The following is a 26,023-nucleotide window of genomic DNA, read 5'->3' as shown; positions in this document are numbered from 1 at the left end:
CACCCAGCGGGGCCCGGCGGCCTCATCATCAGCTCACCAGAAGGGACCCCACACCATGGGATCCGCGCGACATCTGATCTCCCTCACCGACCTGACCGACGACGAACTGCGCGGCATCGTGGCCCGTGGCGTCGCGTTCGCCTCCGGCGCACGGGCGAGGACCATGGACGGCGCCGTCGTCGGCGTCTACTTCCGCCGTACGTCGACCCGGACCCGCACCGCCTTCACGACGGGCGCGCTCCGACTCGGGGCGCAGACCGTGACGTTCGGGCCCGGCGACCTGCAGACCAACACCGGCGAGACCAGTGAGGACACCGGGCGGGTGTTCGCCGGGATGCTGGACCTGCTGGTGGCCCGCACGGCCGACGCCACCGCAGAGCTGCGCACCTGGGCGGCCGCCGGCACCATGTCGGTGGTCAACGCGATGAGCGCGGAGGAGCATCCGACCCAGGGGCTCACCGATCTGACCACCCTGCAAAGGCACTTCGGACGGATCGAGGGGCTGCGGCTGCTGTACGTCGGCGAGGGCAACAACAGTGCCGCGGCGCTGGCGCTGGCTCTCACCCGCTTCCCCGGAACCGAGCTGGAACTGCGCACACCGCCCGGCTACGGCGTCGCGCCCGAGATCCTCGCCGAGGCCGCGGAGCAGGCGGCGCGCAGCGGGGCCAGGGTGGTCGAGCGGCACGACATGGCCGCGCTGCCCGCCGATCTCGACGCCGTCTACACCACGCGCTGGCAGACCACCGGGACCACCAAGTCGACCGAGGACTGGCGTGAGGTCTTCGCGCCGTTCCAGGTCACCGGGGCCCTGTGGGAGACCAGCCCGAAGGCCGTGTTCCTGCACGATCTGCCGGCCCACCGCGGCGAGGAGGTCACCGCAGAGATCCTGGACGGGCCGGCGAGCATCGCCTTCACGCAGGCCACGCACAAGCTGCACAGCGCCATGGCGGTCCTGGAGTGGTGCTGGGCGGGCCGTCGATGAGCAAGGACGTCGTGGCGCGGGACGGCGGCGGCGTGGACAGGCTGCCGCCGCTGCGCAGCAACGGGCGCTTCCGGTTGCTGTGGGGCGGTTCCGCGCTGTCGGTCATGGCGGAGCGCTCCTCCACCATGGCCTTCACCCTGCTGGTGCTCTGGCACACCGGGTCGAAGAGCGCGGCCGGCCTGGTCGGCTTCGCGGCGCTGCTGCCGATGCTGGTGATGCAGCTGCCCGCCGGTGTGCTGGTGGACCGCTGGGACCGGCGGCGGGTGATGCTTGTGTGCGTGGCGGGACGGGCGCTGGCCATCGGGTCGGTCGCGGTCTCGCTCGCCGGTGACGAGGTGCGCGTCTGGCACATCGCCACCGTCGCCTTCGTCCAGGGCAGCCTCACCGTCTTCTACCAGCTGTCCGAACGGGCCGCCGTACGCGGTGTCGTGCCGCCCCAGCAGGTGTCCACCGCGATGGCGCAGAACGAGGCGCGCTCACGGGCCGTGAACTTCGTCGGGCATCCGGCGAGCGGTGTGATGTTCGGGCTCTCGGCCTGGGTGCCGTTCCTGTCCAGCACCGGTCTGTACCTGATGTCGCTGCTGACGCTCACCCGGCTGCGCATCCCCGCGCAGCGTTCCGGGCCGGGCAAGAGCGCCCGCGGACTGCGGGAGGAGATCTCCAGCGGGCTGCGCTGGGTGTGGCAACGCGCCTATTTCCGCTCGGCGTTGCTCGTGATCGCGGGCAGCAACCTCGTCTTCCAGGGGCTCATCCTCACCGTGGCCGTGCTGGTCAGGGAGCAGGGCAGACCGGCGAGCACGGTCGGTCTGATCATGGCGGCCGGGAGTATCGGAGGACTGCTCGGGGCGTTCAGCGGAGGCTGGCTGAGCAGGCGGCTGCCGATGCGGCGCGTGATGATCTACGCGCATGTCGCCTGGGCCCTGATCATGCCTGGAACGGTATTTCTGCTGCATCCTGTGACACTTGGGATTCTCTTCTTCATAACGTCGCATATAGGAGCCGCTGTTACGGTCTCCGGCATGTCCCATCAGGTGCGCATCACACCCGACGCCATGCAGGGGAGGGTCGGCAGCGTCGTCATGCTCCTTGTCTCCGGGGCGAGTTCGATCGGCGCGCTCGGCACCGGCTATCTCCTCGAAGGCTTCGGGACGCGCGGGACTCTGGCCATCGCATCCGGAGTGATGGCCCTGCTCGCCGTGGTGGCGACCGTCGTGTTCACCCGCCCAGGGGCGGAGCTCGAAGACCGGAGCGCCCAGGAAGAGGCGTCCGGGCATCAGCGGGAGCTGACGGCCGGTCCCCCCACCACCATGACGCTACGGAGAATCGATGGATGACGCAGTGCGGCTGGAGTCGCTCACCAAGACGTACGGCTCGGGCAGCGGCGCGGTCAGCGCGTTGCGCGAGGTCGACCTGTCCTTCCCGCGCGGGAGCTTCACGGCCGTCATGGGCCCCTCCGGATCCGGCAAGTCCACGCTGCTGCAGTGTGCCGCCGGACTCGACCGGCCCACCTCCGGACGGGTGTTCATCGACGGCACGGACATCGGCGGCCTGAACGAGACCCGGCTGACCGAGTTCCGGCGGGAGTCCACCGGTTTCGTGTTCCAGGCGTTCAACCTGCTGCCCTCGCTCACGGCCGCGCAGAACGTCGGGCTGCCGCTGCGGCTCGCCGGCCGCAAACCGGGCAGGCAGACCGTGCTGCGGGCACTTGCCCAGGTGGGCCTGGAGGACCAGGCGGGAAAGCGGCCCGGTCAGCTCTCCGGCGGCCAGCAGCAGCGGGTGGCGGTGGCCCGGGCCCTGGTCACGCGCCCCGCCGTGCTGTTCGCCGACGAACCCACCGGAGCGCTGGACATCACGACCGGGCGTGAACTGCTCGAAGTACTGCGCAAGCTGGTGGGCAGCCCGGTCACGGGCGGCAAGGGCGCCGACGACCCCGAGCTCGACGAGCCGACCACCATCGTGATGGTCACCCACGACCCGAACGTGGCCGCGTACGCGGACCGTGTGGTGTTCCTCGCCGACGGCACACTGGTCGGCGAACTGACCTCCCCGACGGCCGAGGCGGTCGCCGCCCGCATGACCGATCTGGCGGTGTCGTAGTGCTCGGCATCGCCTTCCAGACCCTGCGGGCGCGCTGGGTGTCCTTCCTCGGCACCGTCGTCGCACTGGTCCTGGGCGTTGCCCAGGTCGCCGCGATGGGCGTCCTGCTGATGACCATGCTCGACCTGCCCGACCGGCCGGCCGAGCGGTTCGCCCGCGCCTCCGCCGTCGTCCTGCCCACCGACCCCGACTGGGACCCCGCCCACCACGACCTCGGCGTGCGCTCGCTGCCCGAGGCCGAAGGCGTCTCCCGGGACCTCCTCGACCGCGTCGCGGCCACCGGGGAGACCGTCGTGGACCGGGCGTTCTACGCGCAGCTCCGCGGCGGCCCGAGGAACCAGGTGGGCCACCCCTGGGCGGTCGCGCGCTTCGGCGGCTACGAACTGACCAGCGGCCGGCAGCCGTCCGGCGACGGACAGATCGTCGTGCCGTCCGACCAGGCGCGCACCGGCGACAAGGTCACGGTCATGACCGCCGCCGGAGTCTCCGCGTACACCGTGTCCGGCACCGTCGCACCCGTCGACTGGGAGAACGCCGTCTTCTTCGGCGACGCCGAGGCCGCCCGCATCAGCCCGCGCATCCAGGCCCTGGTGGCCCTCGGCCCGATCGACCAGGTGCGCGCCGCCGTCGGCAAGGACGCCGAGGTCCTCACCGGCAAGGACCGTCACGAGGCGGACGCCAGCAAGGCGGAGGACCGCGAGACCCTCGACAACACCATCACCCTCGTCCCGGTGATGGCCTCCGTCGCGGGCACCACGTCCGTCTTCGTGGTGGCCTCGACCTTCGCCTTCGCCGTCATCCAGCGGCGCCGCGAGGTCGCCCTGCTGCGCACCGTCGGCGCCACCCCCAAACAGGTCCGCCGTATGGTGCGTGGGGAAGCGCTGCTCGTGGGCGCGCTGGCCTCCGCGCTCGGCACCGCCCTCGGCCTGTACGGGGCGCAACTGCTCACCGACATGCTCATCGACCTCGACATCTCGCCGCCCTGGTTCCGGGTGCGGCCCTCGCTGCACTGGACGGTGACCGCCCCGCTGGCCGGCGCGTTCCTCGTCGGTGTCCTGGTGGCCCTGTGCGGAGCGGCCGCCGCCGCGCACCGCGCCGGACGGGTACGGCCCGTCGAGGCACTGCGGGAGGCCGCGGTCGACGACTCCGGGATGACCCCAGGACGGCTGCTGCTCGGGGCGATCGGCGTCGGCGCCGGGGTGGGACTCGCCGCGTGGATCGCGGTCGGCAAACCGGCCACGATCCTCTCGCCCAACACCTATGTGACCGAGCTCCTCGTTCCCGTCCTCGCCGCGGCCGTCATCGCGCCCCTGGCGATCGGTCCGCTGGCGCGGCTGCTGATGTGGCCGTTCCGCAATTCCGCCGGCCCCACCGCGATGCTCGTGCGCGAGAGCGTGCTCACCTCACGCCGCCGCACCGCGGCCACCGCCGCACCCATCCTGCTCACCGTGGGCCTCGCCCTGTCCCTGCTGGCCGCCACCGACTCGCTCGGCGCGGCCCGTGACCACGGACTGCGCAACCAGGTCGCCTCCCAGTACGCCCTCGCCCCCGACGGCACACCGGGCATCAGCCCCGAGGTCGTCGACCGGGTGAAACGGATCGACGGCGTACAGATCGCGGCGCCCCTGCTCACCACGGTCTACACCCGCGACGAGGACCGCTACGACGAGAACGACGGCATGGTCGTCGACACCTCCGCACTCAAGAGCACCATGGACCTCACCATCACCCAGGGGTCCCTGGACCGACTCGACGACAACAGCTTCGCCGCCCCCGACCTGTGGGGCTGGGACGCCGGGACGACACAGAAGATCCTGCTCGGCGACGGCGAGGAAGCCACGCTGAAGGTCGCCGCCGTCTACAAGGCGATGCGCGGCGAGGACGTCGCCTACCTCCCCGAACGCTTCGCCCCGTCCGCCGCCTACGCGCGCGACGGACTGGCGCGCCGCGCCTACATCACCCTGGAACCCGGCACCGACCGGGCCGCCGCCACGGCGGCGATCGACAGGGCGGTGCGGGACAGCGGAGCACGGTTCCTCACCCGCGACGAGCTCGTCGCCTCCGAGAGCGCCTACGCCCGCCATCTCATCGAGGTGCGGCAACGCTCCACCGCCGTGATCGTCGTGCTGTTCTGTTTCATCGCGATCCTCAACACCCTGCTCATGGCGACCGCGGACCGGCGCCGCGACCTGGCCGTGCTCCGCCTGGCCGGCGCCACACCCAAGCAGGTCCTGCGGTTCTTCGTCGCCGAATCGCTGCTCGTGGCCGCCATCGGAGTCGTCCTCGCCCTGCTCGCCTCGGCGGTGAACATCGCGGCCCTGTGGGCGGCACTGCTCCAGCTGTTCGGCACGACCCCGATCGTGGCGCCCTGGCTCGTGGTCGCCGGTATCGCCGCCGTCTCCGCGCTGCTCGCGGTCGTCGGCACGGTGCTGCCCGTCACGGCGGCACTACGCTCCCGGATCGTCCAACTCGTGGGCGCCCGCGAGTAGATGCCTGCACGGCTCGTGGGCGCCCGCGCGCCGCTGTCCGTACGACGTGTGCGGGCCCCCGAGTCGGTGCCGGTCCGGCTCGTGGACGCCCACGAGCAGTGACCGGCCCGGCTCGCGAGTACGGCGAGGAGTGCCGGCGCCCTCCCGAAAGACCGCGCGCGGCCTGGTCCCTCCCCCCGTGGGGACCGGGTCGCGCGCTTCGTCGTGCCCGCTCACGGGCCGGCAACGACCCGCACCCGTACGACAGTTCGCGTAGAGGCCCGGTATAGGCCCCCGCCGGAAGCTGACGGCGGATCCGGACACGTATCCCGATCCGATGACCGAACAGACCTCCGAAAGGGAGAGCCGAGATGGCTGACGAGCAGACCGACGACCGCGTCTACCGGGTGGTGCTCAACGACGAGGAGCAGTACTCGATCTGGGCCGCGGACCGGGACCTGCCCGCGGGCTGGCACGCGGAAGGCACCGAGGGGACGCGGCAGGAGTGCCTGGACCGGATCGAGGAGGTCTGGACGGACCTGCGCCCGGCGAGCCTGCGCCGCCGCATGGAGCAGGCGACCGCCTGACGGGCCCACGCACACGCACAGCAGCACGGCCGGAAACCGAGAAGCACAGGGTGGGGGAGGAGCGCTCAGCATGAGCACGGGCGGAGTTCGTACGGGCCAGGAAGCCGGAGACCAGCGCGAGGAACTGGTGCGCGCCCGGCTCGCCGGCGCCCGCCGTGGGCGGCGCGCCGCACTGCGGCGGGCGGACCGGGACGGCCCGCTGGCCCTCTCCCACGGCCAGCAGCAGATGTGGTTCCTCAGCCGGCTCGACCCGGACAGCTGGGAATACAGCGTCCCCGTCGTCCTGCGGATGCGCGGCCCCCTCGACGCGGAGGCACTGCGCCGGGGCTTCGAGAGCCTGCAGTCCCGGCACGAGATCCTGCGCACCCGCTACCGCCTCGACGGAGCGGAGCCGGTCCAGGTCGTCGACCCGCCGGGCCCGTTCGACCTCCCGCTCGACGACCTGACGGGGTCGGGCGACCCGGCCGAACGGGAACGGCGGGCACGACAGCTCGCCGAGGCCGAACCCGGCCGCCCCTTCGACCTGGAGCGGGGCCATCCGCTGCGCGCCCGGCTCATCCGGGTCGCGGCCGACGACCACATCCTCGCCGTGGTCCTGCACCACGTGGCCTGCGACGAGTGGTCGGTCGGCCTGATGCTCGGGGAACTCGCCACGCTCTACACAGAGTTCGCGCAGGGGAGGCCCGACCCGCTCGCCCCCCTCACCGTCCAGTACGCCGACTACGCCGCCTGGCAGCGCTCCCGCCTCGCCGACGGCACGCTCGACGGACAACTCGCGTACTGGCGTGAACGGCTCGCCGGCATCACCCCGCTCGAAGTGCCCACCGACCGGCCCCGGCCCGCCACCCGCAGCTGGGCGGGCGACGCCGTGCCCGTCACCCTGCCCGCCGCGCTCACCGAACGGCTCCGTGCACTCGGCTCCGCGCACGGCGCGACCCTCTTCACCACCCTGCTCACCGGCTACCAGGCGCTGCTCGCCCGCTACACCGGACGCACCGACATCCCCGTCGGCACCGTCGTGTCCGGACGCGGACGCCCCGAACTGGAACAGCTCGTCGGCTACGCCATCAACACCCTGGTCCTGCGCGGACGCTGGCAGGGCGACCCGTCGTTCCGCACCCTGCTGGACGGCACCCGGGCCACCGTCCTGGACGCCTTCGACCACCAGGAGTATCCCTTTGCCCGGCTGGTCGACGAACTCCAGCCGGAACGCGACATGTCCCGCACCCCGTTGTGCCAGGTCGCCTTCACCCTGCACCAGGAGCGCACCGACGGCTTCCGGCTGCCCGGCGTCACCGCCGAGCCGCTGCGTGCCACCTCCCGCGTCTCCCGCTTCGACCTCACCCTCCAGCTCGGCGAGCGGGCCGACGGCTCCGTGCACGGCACCCTGGAGTACAGCACCGCACTGTACGACCGGACCACCGCCGAACGCCTCGCCCGGCACTACGTGCGCCTGCTGGAATCCGCGGTCGCCGACCCGGACCGCGCGCTGTCGCTGCTCGACCTGCTCGACGACACGGACCTGGCCGTCCTCGCCCCCGCCCCGAACCTCCTGCCGACGCCCGACCGCTGCGTCCACGAGGTCTTCGAGGAGCGGGCCGCCACCACCCCCGACGCCCCCGCCGTCGGCTGCGGCGGCGAGTGGCTCAGCTACGCCGAACTCGACACCCGCGCCAACAAGCTCGCCCACCACCTGCGCGGACTGGGCGCGAAACCGGGTCAGTTGGTCGGCGTCAGCCTGGACCGCGGAATCGACCTGGTGCCCACCCTCCTCGCCGTCCTCAAGTCGGGCGCGGCCTACCTCCCGCTGGACCCCGAACACCCCGCGGACCGCATCGCCTACACCCTCCAGGACGCCGGAGCGCGGATCGTCGTCACCTCCGACGCCCACGCCGAGCACCTCGCCGGCGCCCACGACGGCGTCCTGGTGAACCTGGACGGCGAACGGGACGCCGCGGCCCTCGCCGCCGCACCCGGCACCGCCCCCGCCGGCGGAGCACGCCCCGACGACCTGATCTACACCATCTACACCTCGGGTTCCACCGGCCGCCCCAAGGGCGTCGGCCTCACCCACGCCAACGTGCTGCGCCTGTTCACCGTCACCGAGGAGCACTACGGCTTCGACGAGCGCGACGTCTGGCCGCTGTTCCACTCGTACGCCTTCGACATGTCCGTCTGGGAGATGTGGGGCGCCCTCCTGTACGGAGGCCGTCTGGTCGTCGTACCGCAGGACCTGGCCCGCTCACCGGAGGACTTCCTCCGGCTCCTCGCCGACGAACACGTCACCGTACTGAACCAGACGCCGTCCGGCTTCCGGAGCCTGGTCGCCCTCGCCGGCGACGGACACCCGCTGATCGAGGAACTCGCCCTGCGTGTCGTCACGTTCGGCGGCGAACGCCTCGACATGCCGGCCCTGCGCCCCTGGGTCGCCCGCCGCGGCCTCGACCGCACGGCCCTGATCAACATGTACGGCATCACCGAGACCACCGTGCACACCACGTACCACCGGGTCACCGAAGCCGACCTCGCCGCCGACCACGGCAACGACGTCGGCACCCCGCTGGCCGACCTCCAGGTACAACTGCTCGGCCCGCACGGCGAACTCGTACCCATCGGCGTCCCCGGTGAGATCCACGTCGCCGGACCCGGCGTCGCCCGCATGTATCTGGGCCGTCCCGCGCTCACCGCCGAACGGTTCGTGCCCGACCCGTACGGTCCGCCCGGCTCCCGCCTCTACAGCAGTGGCGACCTCGCACGCCGCCGCCCCGACGGCGGCCTCGACTACCTCGGCCGCATCGACCACCAGGTGAAGATCCGCGGCCACCGCATCGAACTCGGCGAGATCAAGGCCGCGTTGACCGCACATCCGCTGGTCCGCGACGCCGTCGTCGTCGCCCGCGAGGACACCTCGGGCGACAAACGCCTCGTCGCCTACGTGGTACCCGCCGGCGAGGCGGTCGCCGCCCCCAGCGAGCTGCGCGCCCTGCTCGCACAGACCCTGCCCGCCTACATGATCCCCACCGCGTTCCTCGCGCTCGGAAGGATCCCCCTCACCGTCAACGGCAAGCTCGACCAGGCCGCACTGCCCGCCCCCGACCGCGGAGCCCTGGCCGTCGGGAGCAACCAGGTCGCCCCACGCACCGCCGACGAGGAGCGGATGACCGAGGTGTGGCGCGACGTCCTCGGCGTCGACCGGGTCGGCGTGACCGACGGCTTCTTCGACCTGGGCGGCGATTCGCTGCGCGCCGTGGCCCTCGTCGCCGCGCTCCGCGACACCGGACACGACGTCACGGTCCGCGACGTCTTCGCCCACCGCACCCCGGCCGAACTCGTCGAGTTCCTCACCGGACGTCCCGCTCCGGCCCGCCCCGAACCCGGCGTCACCCCGTTCGCCCTCCTCGCGGACGAGGACCGCGCACGCCTCCCTGAAGGCGTCGTCGACGCCTACCCGCTCGCCCAGGTGCAGCTCGGCATGGTCGTGGAGATGCTCGCCGACGACGGCCGCAACCACTACCACAACTCGACCTGCTTCAGGATTCTCGACGTGTCGCCCTTCGTCCCCGACGCGCTCCAGCAGGCCGTACGCGTCGTCATCGGCCGCCACGAGATCCTGCGCACCTCCTTCGCCCTGGACGGGTACTCGGTGCCCCTGCAACTCGTCCACGACCCCGAGCGGGTCGACTCCCCGGTCCGCACCCGTGATCTGACGGCGCTCGACGCGCGCGCCGCCGAGGAGTCCCTGCGCGCCTTCATGGCCGAGGAACGCACCGACCTCTTCGACCTCGCACGGCCCCCGCTGATCCGCTTCACCGCGCACACCCGGGGCGACGGCAGCTGGTGGCTCACGCTCACCGAGTGCCACGCCGTCCTGGAAGGCTGGAGCCACCACTCCCTCCTCATGGAACTGGTCGCCGCCTACCGCGCGCTGCGCGACGGCCGGCCGCCGCAGGAGCCCGAGCCCGCCGCCGTCCGGTACGCGGACTTCGTCGCGGCCGAACTGAAGTCGCTGGACTCCGCCGAGGACCGCGACTACTGGCAAGGCGTCGTGGAGAACCATCCCAAGTTCGTACCGCCCGCCGGATGGGGCGACGACCCGCTGACCACACCGCGCGGACTGCACCGCGCCTGGGTCCCCTACCACGACCTCGAAGCGGGACTCCGCGCACTCGCGAGCGAGGCCCAGGTCCCCATCAAGAGCGTGCTGCACGCGGCGCACCTGAAGGTGATGAGCCGCCTCACCCCGGAGGAGTCCTTCCGAACCGGACTCGTCACCAACGCCCGCCCGGAAGCCGTCGGCGCCGAACGCGTCCACGGCGTCTACCTCAACCCCCTGCCGTTCGCCTTCCGGCGCGGCGCCCGCACCTGGCGGGACCTGGTCCGCCGGGTCTTCGACCAGGAGATCGAGGTCTGGCCGCACCGCCGGTACCCGCTCGGCGCCATGCAGCGCGAGTTCGGCGCCGCGGAACGCCTCGTCGACGTGCGCTTCAGCTACCAGAACTTCCGTCAGGTCGACCAGGACCTCATCGACTACGCCGCGACGATCGACGACAGCCCCACCGAGTTCCCCCTCGGTGTCTCGACGCGCGCCGGCTTCATGGTGATCACCGCCAACCGGCACGTCATCGGCCGCAAGGGCGTCGACCGGCTCGCCTCCATGTACCGCTCGGTCCTCGAAGCCATGGCCTCGGACCCCGACGGGAACGCCGAGCAGCCTGTCCTTCCCTCCGGTGAGCGGGAGTTGATGCTCTCGTCGTGGAACGACACGGGGGTTGTGGTGCCGGGGGTGTCGGTGCCGGAGTTGATCGCTGTGCGTGCGGCGACGTCGCCGGGTGTGGTGGCGGTGGAGGCGGCCGGGCGGTTGTTGACGTTCGGTGAGTTGGTGGATCGGGCTGATCGTCTGGCGGGCGTGTTGCGTTCGCGGGGGGTGGGTGCGGGTTCGTCGGTGGCGGTGTTGCTGGATCGTTCGGTTGATCTGGTGGTGGCGTTGCTGGCGGTGTGGCGTGCTGGGGCGGGGTTTGTGCCGTTGGATCCGGTGTTGCCGGGGGAGCGGGTGGCCGGGATGCTGGCGGATGCCGGCGTGACGGTTGCGGTCACGTCCGCCGCCTATGTCGACCGTTTCGCGGTGGATGTCGTGCGGGCCGATGTGGAGCATCCGCCGGTGAGTGGACCGTTGCCGTCGGTGGATCTGGATGGTTTGGCGTACACGGTGTTCACGTCGGGTTCGACGGGTCGGCCGAAGGGTGTGCAGGTTTCGCATCGGGGTCTGGTCAATCATGTGGACTGGGCGGTGCGGGAGTTGGCCTCCTGTGGTTCCGGTGGTGCGCCGGTGTTCTCGTCGGTGGCGTTCGACCTGGTGGTGCCGAACGTATGGGCGCCGTTGGTGGCGGGTCAGCGGGTGTGGTTGTTCGACGGTGAGCTGACCGAGCTGGGTGGTGCGCTGGCCGGGGCCGGCCCGTTCTCCTTCCTCAAGCTCACGCCCGGTCACCTGGAGGTGATCGGCGGTCAGCTGTCGGATGACGAGATCCGTGCGCTGACCTCCCGGATCGTGGTCGCGGGTGAAGCCCTGCCTGGGGCGCTGGTGGAGCGGTGGCGGGGGCTGCTGGGGGATGGTCGGGTGTGGAACGAGTACGGTCCGACCGAGGCGACGGTGGGCACGTGCGTGTTCCCCGTCGAGACCTCCCATGAGGGCGTTGTTCCGATCGGCCGCCCCCTGCCGAACTTGACCATGCGCATTCTCGACGCGCGTCAGGAGCCCGTGCCGGTCGGTGTGGTCGGCGAGCTCTACGTCGGCGGGGCCGGTGTGGCCCGGGGTTATGTCGGTGATCCGGCCCGCACGGCGCAACGGTTCGTCCCGGACCCGTTCGGTGAGCCGGGTGCGCGGATGTATCGGTCGGGTGATCTGGCGCGGTGGCGGTCGGACGGTGCCGTGGAGTTCCTGGGCCGGATCGACGATCAGGTGAAGGTGCGTGGTTACCGGATCGAACTCGGCGAGATCCGGGCCGCGTTGACGGCTCACGCGGATGTCTCGGACGCGGCCGTGGTCGTGACCGACGACCAGCGCCTGATCGCCTACGTCGTCGGCAGCGCCGAGGACCTGCGTGCGGCCCTGGCGTCCGTCCTTCCCGAGTACATGGTCCCGTCGGTGTTCGTCGAACTCGATGCGATTCCGTTGACGGCGAACGGCAAGCTGGACCGGCGGGCCCTGCCGGACCCGGAGGCCGTCGCCACCGACACCTACGTCGCCCCCCGCAGCGATGTCGAACAGAAGATCGCTGAGGTCTGGGGTCAGGTCCTGGGTCTGGACAAGGTCGGTGTCGAAGACAACTTCTTCGACCTCGGCGGTCACTCCATCAAGGCGATCGCGCTGGTCGGTGCCCTGCGGGCCGAAGGGTTCGAGGCGGCCGTCGGCGATGTGTTCCGTCACCGGACCGTCGCCGGACTCGCCACCGCGCTGGGCACGAGCGAGGGCACGCCCGCGCAGGACCTCCCGGTCGTGGCGCCCTTCGCCCTGCTCCCGGACGCCGACCGGGCCGCACTCCCCGCGGGTCTGGTGGATGCCTTCCCGCTGGCGCAGGTGCAGCTCGGCATGCTGGTGGAGATGCTCGCCGACGACGGCCGGAACAAGTACCACAACACCACGACGTTCCGGATCAGGGACGGACGAGCCTTCGACGCAGACGCGCTCCGCCAGGCCGCACAGGCGCTGGTGACGCGACACGAGATGCTCAGGGCGTCCTTCGCTCTGGAGGGCTACTCGGTACCGCTCCAGCTCATCCACCCGAGCGCGGAGATCCCGGTCACCGTGCACGACCTGCGGGGGCAGGACGAGGAGCACCAGTCAGCGGCCCGCCGCGCGCACGTCGTTTCGGAGCGGGCCGCCGCGTTCGACCTCGAACGCCCGCCCCTCCTGAGGGTCTCGGCGCTCGTCGAGTCGGACGAGGCCTGGTGGCTCTCGGTCAGCGTGTGCCACCCCATCACCGAGGGGTGGAGCCACCGCTCGCTGCTCAGCGAGATCGTCGAGAACTACCTGCGGGTGCGGAGCGGTGAGGCACTGCCCGAGCCCGAAGCCCCCGCCGTGAGGTACGCAGACTTCGTGGCGGCCGAGCGGGCCTCGACGGAGTCCGACCGTGACCGCGCCTACTGGCGCGATGTCATCGAAGGGCACGCCAAGTTCGAGCTGCCGGCGGGCTGGAGCGGTGGCGCCACAGCCGGTCCCGCGCACACGGTCCGCGTCCCGCTCGCCGACCTCGCGCCGGCGTTGCGAGCCGCCGCGAGGGACACCGGTACGTCGCTGAAGGCGGTGCTGCACGCGGCGCACCTGAAGGTGATGAGCCTGCTCACTCCGGAGGAGTCCTTCCACACCGGGCTGGTGTGCAGCGGTCGCCCGGAGATCCTGGGCGCGGAGCGCGTGTACGGCATGTACCTGAACACGGTGCCGTTCGCGTTCCGGCGCGGCGCCCGCACCTGGCGCGACCTCGTCCGCCAGGTCTACGACCAGGAAGCCGCCCTCTGGCCGCACCGCCGCTTCCCGATGCCGGTGATGCAACGCGAACTGGCTGACGGGTCCCGGCTGTTGGACGTCCGCTTCAGTTATCTCGACCTCAAGGACGCCCAGGCGGAGTCGGACATCGTCGACGCGGACTCGGGCATGGGCGAGGGCGCCACGGAGTTCGGCCTCGCCGTCGCCGCCCGAGCGGCCGGCCTGCTCCTCACGGCCGACGCCGGCCGTCTCACCCACGAAGCCGTCGACCGGCTCGCCTCCATGTACCGCTCGGTTCTGGAAGCCATGGCCCAGGACGTGGACGGCAGTGCCGAATCCACGTACTTGCCCGGCGACGAACGGGAATTGGTGCTCTCGTCGTGGAACGACACGGGGGTTGTGGTGCCGGGGGTGTCGGTGCCGGAGTTGATCGCTGTGCGTGCGGCGACGTCGCCGGGTGTGGTGGCGGTGGAGGCGGCCGGGCGGTCGTTGACGTTCGGTGAGCTGGATGGTCGGGCGAATCGTCTGGCGCAGGCTTTGCGTTGTGCCGGCGTTGGTGCGGGTTCGTCGGTGGCGGTGTTGCTGGATCGGTCGGTTGATCTGGTGGTGGCGTTGCTGGCGGTGTGGCGTGCTGGGGCGGGGTTTGTGCCGTTGGATCCGGTGTTGCCGGGGGAGCGGGTGGCCGGGATGCTGGCGGATGCCGGCGTCGAGGTCGCGGTGACGTCCGCCGGGTATGTGGACCGTTTCGCGGTGGATGTCGTGCGGGCCGATGTGGAGCATCCGCCGGTGAGTGGACCGTTGCCGTCGGTGGATCTGGATGGTTTGGCGTACACGGTGTTCACGTCGGGTTCGACGGGTCGGCCGAAGGGTGTGCAGGTTTCGCATCGGGGTCTGGTCAATCATGTGGACTGGGCGGTGCGGGAGTTGGCCTCGTGTGGTTCCGGTGGCGCGCCGGTGTTTTCGTCGGTGGCGTTCGACCTGGTGGTGCCGAACGTGTGGGCGCCGCTGGTGGCGGGTCAGCGGGTGTGGCTGTTCGACGGTGAGCTGATCGAGCTGGGTGGTGCGCTGGTCGGGGCCGGCCCGTTCTCCTTCCTCAAGCTCACGCCCGGTCATCTGGAGGTGATCGGCGGTCAGCTCTCCGATGACGAGATCCGTGGGCTGACGTCGCGGATCGTGGTCGCGGGTGAGGCGCTGCCTGGGGCGCTGGTGGAGCGGTGGCGGGTATTGCTGGGGGATGGTCGGGTGTGGAACGAGTACGGTCCGACCGAGGCGACGGTGGGCACGTGCGTCTTCCCCGTCGAGACCTCCCATGAGGGTGTCGTTCCGATCGGCCGCCCGTTGCCGAACATGACCATGCGCATTCTGGACGCGCGTCAGGAGCCCGTGCCGGTCGGTGTGGTCGGCGAGCTCTACGTCGGCGGGGCCGGTGTGGCTCGTGGTTATGTGGGTGATCCGGTGCGGACGGCGCAGCGGTTTGTGCCGGACCCGTTCGGTGAGTCGGGTGCGCGGATGTATCGGTCGGGTGATCTGGCGCGGTGGCGGTCGGACGGTGCGGTGGAGTTCCTGGGCCGGATCGACGATCAGGTGAAGGTGCGTGGTTATCGGATCGAACTGGGTGAGATCCGGGCCGCGTTGACGGCTCACGCGGATGTCTCGGACGCGGCCGTGGTCGTGACCGACGACCAGCGCCTGGTCGCCTACGTCGTCGGCGGAGACCCCGACGCACTGGGGGAGTGGCTGAACGGCATGCTGCCCGAGTACATGATCCCGTCGGCGTTCGTCGAACTCGATGCGATCCCGTTGACGGCGAACGGCAAGCTGGACCGGCGGGCCCTGCCGGACCCGGAGGCCGTCGCCACCGACACCTACGTCGCCCCCCGCAGCGATGTCGAACAGAGGATCGCTGAGGTCTGGGGTCAGGTTCTGGGTCTGGACAAGGTCGGTGTCGAGGACAACTTCTTCGACCTCGGCGGTCACTCCATCAAGGCGATCGCGCTGGTCGGTGCCCTGCGGGCCGAAGGGTTCGAGGCGGCCGTCAGTGATGTGTTCCGTCACCGGACCGTCGCCGGACTCGCCACCGCGCTCGGCGACGACAGCGGAGCCGGCCCCGGTGGGGCGCACCGGACCGACCGCACGGCGTCGGTGGCCGTGGCCCCGTTCGCGCTGGTCTCCGAGAGCGTCAGGGAATCCCTCCCCGACGGCGTCGTCGACGCCTACCCGCTCTCGCAGGTGCAGCTGGGCATGGTCCTGGAGATGCTCGCCGACGACGGTCTGAACAAGTACCACAACACGTCGACGTTCCGGATCAAGGACGGACGGCCCTTCGACGAGGACGCCCTGGCCCGTGCGGCACGGACCGTCGTCGAGCGGCACGAGATGCTGCGCACCTCCATCGAACTGGAGGACTTCGAGGTCCCGCTGCAACTGGTCCACGCGACCGCCGAGGCGCCCTTTTCGGTGCGGGACCTGCGCGGCGGCTCCGCCGAGGAGTTCGAGGAGGCGCGGCGGGACCACATCGTGCGGGAGCGCGGCGACCTGTTCGACCTCAGGCGCGCACCGCTGCTGCGGATCTCCGCGCTCGTCGAGTCGGACGAGGCCTGGCACCTCGGATTCACGCACTGCCATGCGATCACGGAGGGCTGGAGCCAGCAGTCCCTGCTGATGGAGGTGCTCGGCCTCTACCACGCGTACGCGGCGGGGGAGGAACCCACCACCCCCGAGCCCGTGCCGGTCCGCTACGCGGACTTCATCGCGGCCGAACTCGCCTCGCTGGACTCCGAGGACGACCGCGCGTACTGGCGGGGCATCGTGCACGAGCACGCTCCGTGGAGTCTGCCCGCGGACTGGGGCACCGGGCCCGGGACTCCCCGGGAGGACTTCAAGCTGTCGGTGGAGTTCCGCGACCTCGAACCGGAGTTGCGGGCCCTCGCGGCGCAGACCGGCACGTCCTTCAAGGCGGTACTGCTGGCCGCGCATCTGAAGGTGCTGAGCACGCTCACGCACGAAGAGGCCTTCCACACAGGCGTCCTGTACAGCGCGCGGCCCGAAGTCCCCGGCGTCGAGCGCGTGTACGGCATGTACTTGAACACGCTGCCGTTCGCCCACCGGCGGGGAGCCCGCACGTGGGGCGGACTCGTCCGCCAGGTCTTCGACCGCGAGGCCGAGGTGTACGGGCACCGGCGGCATCCGCTGCCCGCCGTGCAGCGGCTCGCCGGCGGACGCCGGCTGTTCGACGTCATGTTCCGCTACCAGGACTTCCACCAGGTGGACACCGGAACGGTCGACGTGCGGGCAGGGGCCGGGGACAGCTCGAACGAGTTCACGCTGTCCCTCGCCAACGTGCCGGGACGGCTCGTGCTGCGGGCGATCAGCACCGGCCTGAACCGGGCCAACGCCGAACGTCTCGCGGGGATGTACCGGGCCGTGCTCGAAGCCATGGCCGCCGGCCCGGACGGCGACGCGCAGGCGGCGGTCGTCCCCGAGGCGGAGCGCGCACAGATCCTCCAGGACTGGAACGACACCGAGGTGGAGTGGGAATGAGCAATCCGCGACAAGGGCCGCGCCGCGTGCACGAGGTGTTCGCGAGCGCCGCCGCCGCCCGCCCCGACGCCGTCGCCGTCGAGGCACGGGACGGATCACTGACGTACGGAGAACTGGACCGGCAGGCCAACCGTGTCGCGCACCGGCTGCGCGCCGCGGGCGTCGGCACCGACGCGGTGGTCGGTGTGCTGCTGCGCCGTCGCCGGGGACTCCTGCCCGTCCTGCTCGGCATCTGGAAGGCGGGCGGCTCCCACCTCCCGCTGGACCCGGCACTGCCCCGCGAACGGCTCACGTACATGCTACGAGCGGCCGGCGCCCGCCTGGTCGTCACGGAGACGGACCTGGCGGACCGGATCAGCGACGCCTCCACCGGCGTACCGCGGCCGGGCGGGCCGACCGACGCAGCCGAGGACGGCGCCCCGGCCGCCGACGGCGGAGCGTACGACGGGGTGCTCCTCGACCTGGAGGCACCGCGGGAGCGGGAGGAGATCGGCAGGCAACCGGACACCGCTCCCGACCTCGGCGCGCCGCACGCCCTGCAACTCGGCCTGGCCTACACCCTGTTCACGTCAGGTTCCACCGGGCGGCCCAAGGGTGTGCAGATCGCGCACCGTTCGCTGCTGAACCTGCTGTTCTCGATGCGTGAGCGGTTCGAGGCCGGGCCCGCGCACACCTGGCTCGCCGCCACCTCGCTGTCGTTCGACATCTCGGCAGCCGAGCTGTACCTGCCGCTGGTCACCGGCGGCCGGATCGTGCTGGCCGGCGACGAGGAGACCGGTGACTTCGGGGCGCTGCTGGAACTGATCGACGGCCGGGGCGTCACCCACGTCCAGGCCACCCCCGCGGGGTGGAAGCTGCTGCGTGCCGCGGGCTTCGCGCACCGGCCGGTCACCGCGATCACGACCGGCGAGGCCTGCCCGCCGCCCCTCGCCCGGGAGCTGCACGGGCACGTGGACCGTCTCGTCGACCTGTACGGGCCGACCGAGACGACCATCTGGGCCACCGGCTGGGAGGTCGAGGGCGGCGCGGACACCGTGCCGATCGGCCGACCGATCCACAACATGCGGGCCTACGTGCTCGACGCGGCCCTGCACCCCGTACCCGTCGGGGTGGTGGGCGAGCTGTACCTGGGCGGTGCCGGTGTGGCGCGCGGCTATGTGGGCCGGTCCGCGCTCACCGCCGAGCGGTTCCTGCCCGAACCGTTCGGCGGCCCACCCGGCTCACGCATGTACCGGACGGGCGACCTCGCCCGCCACCGTGCGGACGGTCAGCTCGAATACCTGGGCCGTGAGGACCATCAGGTGAAGATCCGGGGCTATCGCATCGAACTCGGCGAGATCGAGGAGCGGTTGCGGCGCCGTGAGGGCGTCCGGGACGCGGTCGTCGTGGTCCGTGAGGACGCCGGCGGCGAGAAGTGGCTGGCCGCGTACGTCGCCGTGGACCGGGCCTCGGGCCCGGACCAGGAGGCGTTGCGGGGCGGCCTCGCGGCGGAACTCCCCGCGTACATGGTGCCCGCGGCCTTCGTCCTCCTCGACGAACTCCCGCTCAGCGCCGCCGGGAAGATCGACCGCAAGGCCCTCCCGGTGCCCGGCCGTTCGGCGCTCGTCGCCGACCGCGCGTACGTGGCCCCGCGCACCCCCGTCGAGCGTCTCCTGGCGGACGTCTGCACCGAGGTGCTGGGCGTGCCCGACGTGGGCGTGAGGGACCGGCTGGCGGATCTCGGCGCCGACTCCATGCGGATCGTCCACGTCCTCGCCGCCGCCCGCCGGGCGGGCCTCGCCCTGAGCCTGCGCATGCTCCTGGACAACGGGACGATCGAGGACCTCGCGACCGCGCTCGACGCCGGAGCGGCCGACGGCGCGTCGTCGGCCACGGCGGACGGAGCGCCGAGGGACACCACCCGGACGACGACCGCGCGTACGTCCACCACGACGCGGCCCACCACGAGGAAGACGCCCATGATGACGACAGCCGACGCCCGTGCCCTGTCCGCGGGCGAGGTCGAGCGGGTCATGACGGAGCACCGCGTCCCGGGCGCGGCCGTCGCGGTCCTGCGGGACGGCGAGGCCGTGGCCGTCGGCGCCCACGGCGTGCGCTCGACGGAGACCGGCGCTCCCGTGACCCTGCGCACCCGCTTCCAGGCGGGCTCCATCAGCAAGCACGTCACCGCGTACGCCGCGCTGCGGCTCGTCGACCGCGGTGTCCTCGACCTGGACGCGGACCTGGACACCGTGCTCATCGGCCGGACGCTGCCCCGTGCGGCCGGCGGTCGGCCCGTCACGCTGCGCCAGTGCCTGTCCAACACCTCGGGTCTCGCCGGGGCCGGCGCCACCTGGTGGCGTCCCGACGAGGCGATGCCGAGCCTCACCGGGATCCTGGACGAGGTCCGTGCGGAGCACGAACCGGGCGCGCAGTTCCGCAAGGAGGGCGCCCAGTGGGCGGTCGTGGAACAGGTCCTGGCCGATGTCATGGGACGGGACTTCGACAAGGCCGTCCAGGAGCTGGTGTTCGAACCGCTGGGCATGCGGGACAGCGCCTTCGGGGCGCCCGGGACCCCGGACGCCGCGGCCGGACACGACCAGCACGGACGTGAACTGTCCGGCGGCCACCGGGTACGCCCGGTGCGGGCCGGCAGCGGCCTGTGGTCCACCGCCGCCGACCTGGCCGCCTTCGCCGGGGCGTTGCGCCGCGCGCACCAGGGGCTGTCCGACCTGTTGTCCGCACGGCTGGCCGGCGCGATGCTCACAGAGGCGTTCCCCGGCAGCTTCTACGGGTTGGGCACCGTCGTCGACGCGACGCCGGGGGAACCCGAGTTCGGGCACGGTGGACAGACCGCCGGCTTCCGCGCGCTCACCTCGGTGCGGCTGCGGTCCGGCACGGGCTGTGTGGTGATGACGAACTCCGACAACGGCAAGGAGGTCCACCGGGCCGTCGCCGCCGCCCTCGGAAGGATCATCTCCGCCTAGCGCAAGGTACCGGCAAGCCAAAGAGGCCGACGGATAACGCAGGAATAACGGTCCTCCATAGTTTCTCCACCGAGCCAAGTTCCGCACATGTCAGAACGGGGGGTGCCGAATGGACTTCCAAGTCCTCGGCCCGGTGGAAGCCCGCAAGGGTGGCGTGAGAATCGCATTGTCAGGATCCAAGGTGCACACGGTCCTCGCGAGCCTGCTGCTCGCACGGGGGCGGGTCGTGTCCGACGAGCGTCTGAGCTCCATGCTGTGGGGGTGGGAGCCGCCCGCCACGGCCGGAGCACAGATCTACACCTACATGTCGCGCCTGCGCAAACTGCTCGGCGACGACGTCGAGATCGACCGGCGCCCGCCGGGCTACGTCCTGCGGGCGCCGCACAGCACGTTCGACCTCCTGGAGTTCGAGCAGCTGGACCGGGAGGGCCGCGCGGCCCTGGGCCGCGGGCGTCACAGGGACGCCAGCACCCTGCTGAGCCGGGCGCTCGGACTGTGGCGGGGGGCCGCACTCGGCAATGTGACCGAGTACCTGGCGGGCGCCGAGCTGGCCCGCCTCGAGGAGCAGCGGCTGCACGCACTGGAGAGCCGCATGGAAGCGGACCTGGAGCTCGGGCGGCATGAGCAGCTCACCTCCGAACTCACGGGTCTGGTGGCGGAGTTCCCGCTGCGCGAGAAACTCCGCGCACAGCTCATGACGGCCTTCTTCCGCTGCGGCCAGCAGGCCGACGCGCTGCACACCTATCACGAGGGCCGCAAGGTGCTCGACGAGCAGCTGGGCATCGAGCCCGGTGAGGCGCTCGGCGCCACGTATCAGGCCGTCCTGGTCGGCAGCCTCGGCGCCAGGAGCGCGGGCCCGGCCCGGACCGCCGTCACCGCGCCCTACGGGGACGAGGAGCCGTGCGACGCGTACGAGCCGCGTCCGGTCACCCTGCCGCCGGACATCGAGGACTTCATCGGGCGGGGAGAGGAACTGAACACGCTGTGCGCGCAGTTGGCCGAATCGCGCAAGGGCGGCGGGCCGCGTGCCCTGCTGGTGACCGGCATGGCCGGCGTCGGCAAGACGGCGCTTGCGGTGCGGGCCGCGCACCGCAGCGCCGAGCACTTCCCGGACGGACAGCTCTTCGCCGAACTCGCCCACCCGGACGGCCGTCCCAAGAAGCTGGGCGAGGTCCTGACGGTCCTGCTGCGAGCCTTGGGCGTGCCGGCCGACGGTCCCGGCCGGGGCGCCGACCTGGACGAGCTGATCCGCCGCTATCGCACCCGGACGGCGCGCAGGCGGCTCCTCGTCGTCCTCGACGGCGCCGTCGACAGCCGGGAACTCGACCTCCTGCTGCCCGGCTCGGCCGAGGCGACGGTCCTGATCACCGGCCGGGCGAGGCTGACCAGGGTGGCCCAGGCACGGACCACCGTCCTCACCCCCTTCGGCAGGGACACCTCGTACGAGCTGCTGGCGGCCGGAGCGGGGCGGCGGCGACTGCTCGCCGAGCCGGACGCCACGTACCAGGTGCTCGCGCACTGCGGCGGGCTGCCGCTCGCGGTGCGTATCGCGGGCAGCAGGCTGGCCGCCCGGCCGCACTGGCCGGTCTCCTGGCTCGCCGCCCGGCTCGCCGACCCCGGCCAGCGACTGCGTGAACTCTCCTACGGGGGACTGGACCTGCGGCGCGTGCTGGTCCCGTCGGTGCGGCAGCTGCCGAGACCGGCGGGGCGGACACTCGTACGCCTGGCGGGGATCGGCACGGAGCCCTTCCCCGCCGAGCGCGCTGCCCGGCACCTCGCCGAGCCCGAGTCGGCGGCAGAGGAGAGTCTGGAGCATCTGGTGGACGCGGCGCTGCTCGACATCTGCGGCGTCGACCGCCTGGGCCGTCCGCTGTACCGCTTCCACGAGCTGGTGCTGCTCTTCGCACAGCACCTCGCTACTGCACATCGCGAACGGGAAAGGTCGGCCGCGGCCCGCTGACCAAGCGGGTGACGCGGCCCCCGGGCCCGGCTCGGACCGGTCCGGCCCCGCGGCGGCGGGGCCGGACCGGTCGCTCTGCGCCGGAGCGTTCAGTGCCAGTCCTCCTCGTCGGGGCCGACGACCACCGTGCCGGCCGATCCCGCGCCGGTGGAGACGGCGGCCGCCAGGGAACCCGCCGCGCCGAGTGCGCAGAGCGCGATGATCCAGGCCACCAGGATGTGACCGGCCGTCGTGCTCCGGATGTTCTGCATTGCGACTCCCAGGTCTGCGCCGTAGCGGGTGCGTGTGGGGGCGGCGCCCGGCGCCGCCCCCTTCGTTCGCATTCGAAACTAGGGATCTGCGGCTTCGGACCACTATCGATCCGCCTTCGTCCCGCACTCCACGAGGATCGGCGGCGTACCGCGGGATCGGCGGCCCGGCACCGGGGACGGCTACCTACCCCCGGTCCCGGCGGCGTCCCCTTCGTCCTCGCGTCGTACCACCGTGTTCGTCGCCCGCTCCGTCCCGGCGTACTGAGCCATCCGCCGGAGCGTCGTGGCGACACCCGTTCAACCGGCCGCGGAACCCTCCCGGCGCGGTGCCGGTGGGCAGGGCATCGTTGTCGCGAACCGTGCCCCTGGTTCAGCGGCGGCGCAGCGACGTCGCCGCCGCGGCCCGTGCCGTGCTCCCGCGGTCGTGCGCGCCGTCGGCCTGGGACGGCTGCGCCGTGTCCAGCGCGGGTGCCCGCTCCGTGCTCAGCGCTTCGAGGGCCTGGTCGACCCGGTCCAGCCACGGCTTCACATCGATGCGTGCGAAGCACTCGCGGGCCTCGGCGAGATGGCGCAGCGCGCGGGTGCGGTGACCGCACTTCGCGCAGGTCTCGCCCAGCGCCAGCTTGATCTTCCCCTCCACCAGGGGATTGCTGACCTGGGACGCGGCCTCCAGCGCCTGCGTCAGCGTCATCCGGGCCTGCTCCCAGCGTCCCGCCCCGAGCCGCGCCTCGCCCAGAGCCAGCAGCCCGTGCGCGAGCCCCAGCGTGTCGGAATTGTCCTGCACGATCCGCACCATGCGCAGCAGGGCCTCCTCGGCCCGGACGAAACGCCCCTGGGCCAGCAGGACCCGGCCGAGCCGGTGGGTGGCCAGCGCCACGCTGCGCGAGCCGCCCTCCCCGATGGCCTCGGCGACCCGCACGGACTCCCGGCCCAGCTCGGCCGCCTCGTCCACATGACCGCGGTCGAGCTCGATCTGGGCCATGTTGTTGAGCACATGGGCCTCGGAGGAGAGGTCGCCCACCTCCCGGAAGACCTCCAGGGCCTCGGTGCTGCGCCGCATCGCGCGCGTCAGCTCGCCGCGCATCTCGTCGATCATCGCCATGCTGCGCAGCACGAGTGCGCGCCCGTGCCGTTCGCCGGCCCGCGCATGCAGGGACAGCGCGGCGGCGAAGCAGTCGTCGGCCTCCGGGAACCGCCGCAGGCGCATCTCCAGCGCGCCCAGGATGTGCAGCATCGCGCCCTGCCCCCGGACGTTCCCGGCGGCCCGTGTCGCGGCGAGGGCACGCTCCGCGCAGGCCCGCCAGTCGTCGGTGTGGTCACGGGTCTCGAACAGCACCACCGTCGACATGGTGAGGTCCCAGGCGAGTTCGTCCATCCCGTGCTCCGCCGCCTGCTCCACCACGGCGGACAGGGCGAGCCGTTCCGCCTCCAGCCATTTCAGCGGCCGGGCGGCGAGATCACGGGCGAGGTCGGCCGGCAGCGGACGGCGCGCGGCGGTGCCGTGGATGATGCTGAAGTCACCGCCGTAGAAGCGGCGGTGGGCCAGCTCCGCCAGCGAGAGCGCGCTGCCGAAGGCCCGCTCGCGGGAGGCCCGCCGCTCCTCGTCCGGCTCCTCCCGGTGGGCGCGCTCGTGGGCGTACAGGCGCAGCAGGTTCTGGAACCGGTAGCGGGGGCCGCCGGTGGCGTCCGCGGCGGTCACGTCCAGGAACTGCGCGTCGACGAGCTGCTCCAGGAGCCGTTCCGCGGTCGCGGGATCCGTGTCGAGGACCGCGGCACCGAGCCAGGGAGCGAAGTCCGGCACCTCCAGCAGTCCGAGGAGCCGGTAGAGCCGTGCCGCTTCGTCGCTCAGGTAGCGGTAGCTCACCGCGAAGCCCGCTCTGACCTGTGACTCGCCCTCGCTCAACTCGTCGAGGCGGCGGCGCTCGTCGCTGAGCAGCGCCTCCAGCCGCGCCACCGTCCAGTGCGGTTTGGCGGCGAGTCGCGCCCCGGCGATCCGGAGGGCCAGCGGCAGCCGGTCGCACAGCTCGGCGACCCGGGCGACGGAGGCGGGGTCGTCGGCGACGCGCCGTTCGCCGACGATGCGGCCCAGCAGTTCCACGGCCTCGGACCCGGTGAGCCGGCCGAGCTGCACCCGGCACTGCGGCGGCCAGGCGACCAGTTCGGCGAGTTGCTCCCGGCTGGTGATCAGCACGCAGCAGCCCGGACTGCTCGGCAGCAGCGGCACGATGTGCGGGTAGGAGTGGACGTTGTCGAGCACCACGAGCACCCGCCGCTCGGCGAGGATGCTGCGGTAGAGCGAGGCCCGCTCCTCCAGTCCCACCGGGATGCGGTCGCCGGGGACGCCGAGCGACCGCAGGAACCGGCCGAGGATCTCACCGACCGGGGCGGGCTCGTGGTGTTCGTCGTAGCCGCGCAGGTCGGCGAAGAGGTGGCCGTCGGGGAAGTGCTCGGAGACGCTGTGCGCCCAGTGCACGGCGAGGCAGGTCTTGCCCAGCCCGCCGACCCCCGTGACGAGGCCCGCCGTCGGGCCCCGGACCTCCTCCGTACGCTCCAGCAGGGCGTCCAGCAGCGCCATCTCCCGCCCCCGTCCGGTGAACCCCGGTACGTCCGGAGGCAGTTCGAAGGGCTTGCCCACCGGATCGCGGGGTTCTTCGGGCTCCGTGCCGGCGGGCTCCCGCTCGCCGGCGGCCGGCTCCACCTCGTCGTGCAGGATCGCGTCGTGCAGCTCGCGCAGCGCGGGGCCCGGTTCCAGGCCGAGCTCGTTGATGAACAGCCGGCGCCCCAGCCGGAACGTCTCCATCGCCTCGGCGCGGCGGCCGGAACGGTACTGCGCGGTGATCAGATGGTGCCGGGTGCGCTCGCGCATGGGGTGCGCGCGCACCGTGGCGGCGAGTTCCGGGATGATTCTCTGGTGGTTACCGAGCTCCAGTTCGACTCCGATGGCGTCGTCGTAGGTGTTGAGCCGTAACTCCTCCAGGCGGCGCGCCTCGTCCTCCACGGCCGCGCCGGTCACGCCGGCCAATGCGGGGCCGTGCCACAGGCGAAGTGCCTCGGCGTAGTGCTCGGCGGCGTCGGACAGCCGTTTCTGCCGGGCGGCGTGCTCGGCGCCGGAGACCAGCGCGGAGAATTCGAGGCTGTCGAGTTGATGCTCGCTCGCCCGCAGGAGATATCCCGGGTGAGCCGTGACGATGACTTCTTCGGAGAATCCAGCTTTCCTGAATGATTTGCGCAAGGCGGCAATGCAAATCGATACCTGGGTGCGCGCCGTGGCGGGCGGTTGGTCGCCCCAGACCGCGTCGACCAGCCTGTCGACCGATACGGTCCTCTCCGGATTGAGCAACAACAGCGCCAGAATGGTCCGGTGGCGCGGCCCGCCCACCTTCACCTGTCCGTCGTCCGCGAGCACGCTCAGCGGACCGAGAATCTTGAAGCGCAACCGCTTCTCCACTTGCCCTCCCCTGCTCCGAAGTCCCTGCCGGAGCTCGCGGGTGCCCCGTGACGGGCCATGGTTGATCCATTCTATGCATCAGCCGATGTGGAATTGTTAATTCCAGCGGAAGGGCTGGATTTGGTTGTTTCTGAATACGTGTCAGTAAGTTTGATGTTGAGTAAAGGGTGTTGTTTGCGGATCAATAATTGCGGTGAAAGTCAATTCCTGAACAACGCTCAGCTTTCCCTGAACGGAGTTCAAT

At 71.7% G+C, this 26,023-nt stretch carries 10 protein-coding genes; 8 read left to right on the top strand and 2 right to left on the bottom strand.

The features are described 5' to 3' along the window. Window positions 1-55 precede the first annotated feature (55 nt). The 8 genes from ACSYGO_RS08765 (at window position 56) to ACSYGO_RS08730 (ending at window position 22,080) form a co-directional block, all read left to right on the top strand. A complete protein-coding gene (locus ACSYGO_RS08765; protein ID WP_432187619.1) occupies window positions 56-982 on the top strand; it encodes an ornithine carbamoyltransferase in 927 nt (308 codons plus the stop codon). After that, window positions 979-2,316 carry an MFS transporter gene (locus ACSYGO_RS08760; protein WP_426682741.1) on the top strand — a complete coding sequence of 446 codons (1,338 nt, stop codon included), beginning with the start codon at window positions 979-981 and terminating at the stop codon, window positions 2,314-2,316. The genes ACSYGO_RS08765 and ACSYGO_RS08760 overlap by 4 nt, the downstream gene beginning before the upstream one ends. Next, a complete protein-coding gene (locus ACSYGO_RS08755; RefSeq protein WP_426682742.1) occupies window positions 2,309-3,079 on the top strand; it encodes an ABC transporter ATP-binding protein in 771 nt (256 codons plus the stop codon). Before ACSYGO_RS08760 ends, ACSYGO_RS08755 begins: the two co-directional genes overlap by 8 nt. After that, window positions 3,079-5,568 (top strand): FtsX-like permease family protein, encoded by a 2,490-nt coding sequence (locus tag ACSYGO_RS08750; protein WP_460386410.1) that lies wholly within the window; start codon window positions 3,079-3,081, stop codon window positions 5,566-5,568. The genes ACSYGO_RS08755 and ACSYGO_RS08750 overlap by 1 nt, the downstream gene beginning before the upstream one ends. 350 nt (window positions 5,569-5,918) lie before the next feature. Further along, window positions 5,919-6,134 (top strand): MbtH family protein, encoded by a 216-nt coding sequence (locus ACSYGO_RS08745; protein WP_028805844.1) that lies wholly within the window; start codon window positions 5,919-5,921, stop codon window positions 6,132-6,134. A 70-nt stretch (window positions 6,135-6,204) separates the two neighbouring features. Then, on the top strand, window positions 6,205-17,154 hold the full coding sequence (locus ACSYGO_RS08740) for an amino acid adenylation domain-containing protein (RefSeq protein ID WP_460386409.1): 10,950 nt from the start codon (window positions 6,205-6,207) through the stop codon (window positions 17,152-17,154). Continuing rightward, the gene (locus tag ACSYGO_RS08735; protein ID WP_460386408.1) at window positions 17,151-20,120 is read left to right on the top strand and encodes an amino acid adenylation domain-containing protein; all 2,970 of its coding nucleotides are present in this window, start codon (window positions 17,151-17,153) and stop codon (window positions 20,118-20,120) included. Before ACSYGO_RS08740 ends, ACSYGO_RS08735 begins: the two co-directional genes overlap by 4 nt. A gap of 181 nt (window positions 20,121-20,301) precedes the next feature. Then, on the top strand, window positions 20,302-22,080 hold the full coding sequence (locus tag ACSYGO_RS08730) for an AfsR/SARP family transcriptional regulator (RefSeq protein ID WP_460386407.1): 1,779 nt from the start codon (window positions 20,302-20,304) through the stop codon (window positions 22,078-22,080). 89 nt (window positions 22,081-22,169) lie between these two features. Here the strand turns inward: ACSYGO_RS08730 and ACSYGO_RS08725 are convergent, their stop codons facing one another. Together ACSYGO_RS08725 and ACSYGO_RS08720 are read right to left on the bottom strand one after the other, a co-directional pair. Beyond that, entirely contained in the window at window positions 22,170-22,331 is a 162-nt protein-coding gene (locus ACSYGO_RS08725) for a hypothetical protein (RefSeq protein WP_426679302.1), read from the bottom strand. 370 nt (window positions 22,332-22,701) lie between these two features. Beyond that, the gene (locus ACSYGO_RS08720; protein WP_426679301.1) at window positions 22,702-25,779 is read right to left on the bottom strand and encodes an AfsR/SARP family transcriptional regulator; all 3,078 of its coding nucleotides are present in this window, start codon (window positions 25,777-25,779) and stop codon (window positions 22,702-22,704) included. Window positions 25,780-26,023 lie beyond the last annotated feature (244 nt).

It is taken from the genome of Streptomyces krungchingensis (assembly GCF_054729265.1).
The sequence above is the reverse complement of the archived record's forward strand: the minus strand, read 5'-3'. Positions and strand labels throughout refer to the sequence as shown.

What these genes read in the sequence shown, in the direction of transcription:
- ACSYGO_RS08765 (WP_432187619.1), top strand. Translation starts at nt 56, where the DNA reads ATGGGATCCGCGCGACATCTGATCTCCCTCACCGACCTGACCGACGAC.
- ACSYGO_RS08760 (WP_426682741.1), top strand. Translation starts at nt 979, where the DNA reads ATGAGCAAGGACGTCGTGGCGCGGGACGGCGGCGGCGTGGACAGGCTG.
- ACSYGO_RS08755 (WP_426682742.1), top strand. Translation starts at nt 2,309, where the DNA reads ATGGATGACGCAGTGCGGCTGGAGTCGCTCACCAAGACGTACGGCTCG.
- ACSYGO_RS08745 (WP_028805844.1), top strand. Translation starts at nt 5,919, where the DNA reads ATGGCTGACGAGCAGACCGACGACCGCGTCTACCGGGTGGTGCTCAAC.
- ACSYGO_RS08740 (WP_460386409.1), top strand. Translation starts at nt 6,205, where the DNA reads ATGAGCACGGGCGGAGTTCGTACGGGCCAGGAAGCCGGAGACCAGCGC.
- ACSYGO_RS08735 (WP_460386408.1), top strand. Translation starts at nt 17,151, where the DNA reads ATGAGCAATCCGCGACAAGGGCCGCGCCGCGTGCACGAGGTGTTCGCG.
- ACSYGO_RS08725 (WP_426679302.1), bottom strand. Translation starts at nt 22,331, where the DNA reads ATGCAGAACATCCGGAGCACGACGGCCGGTCACATCCTGGTGGCCTGG.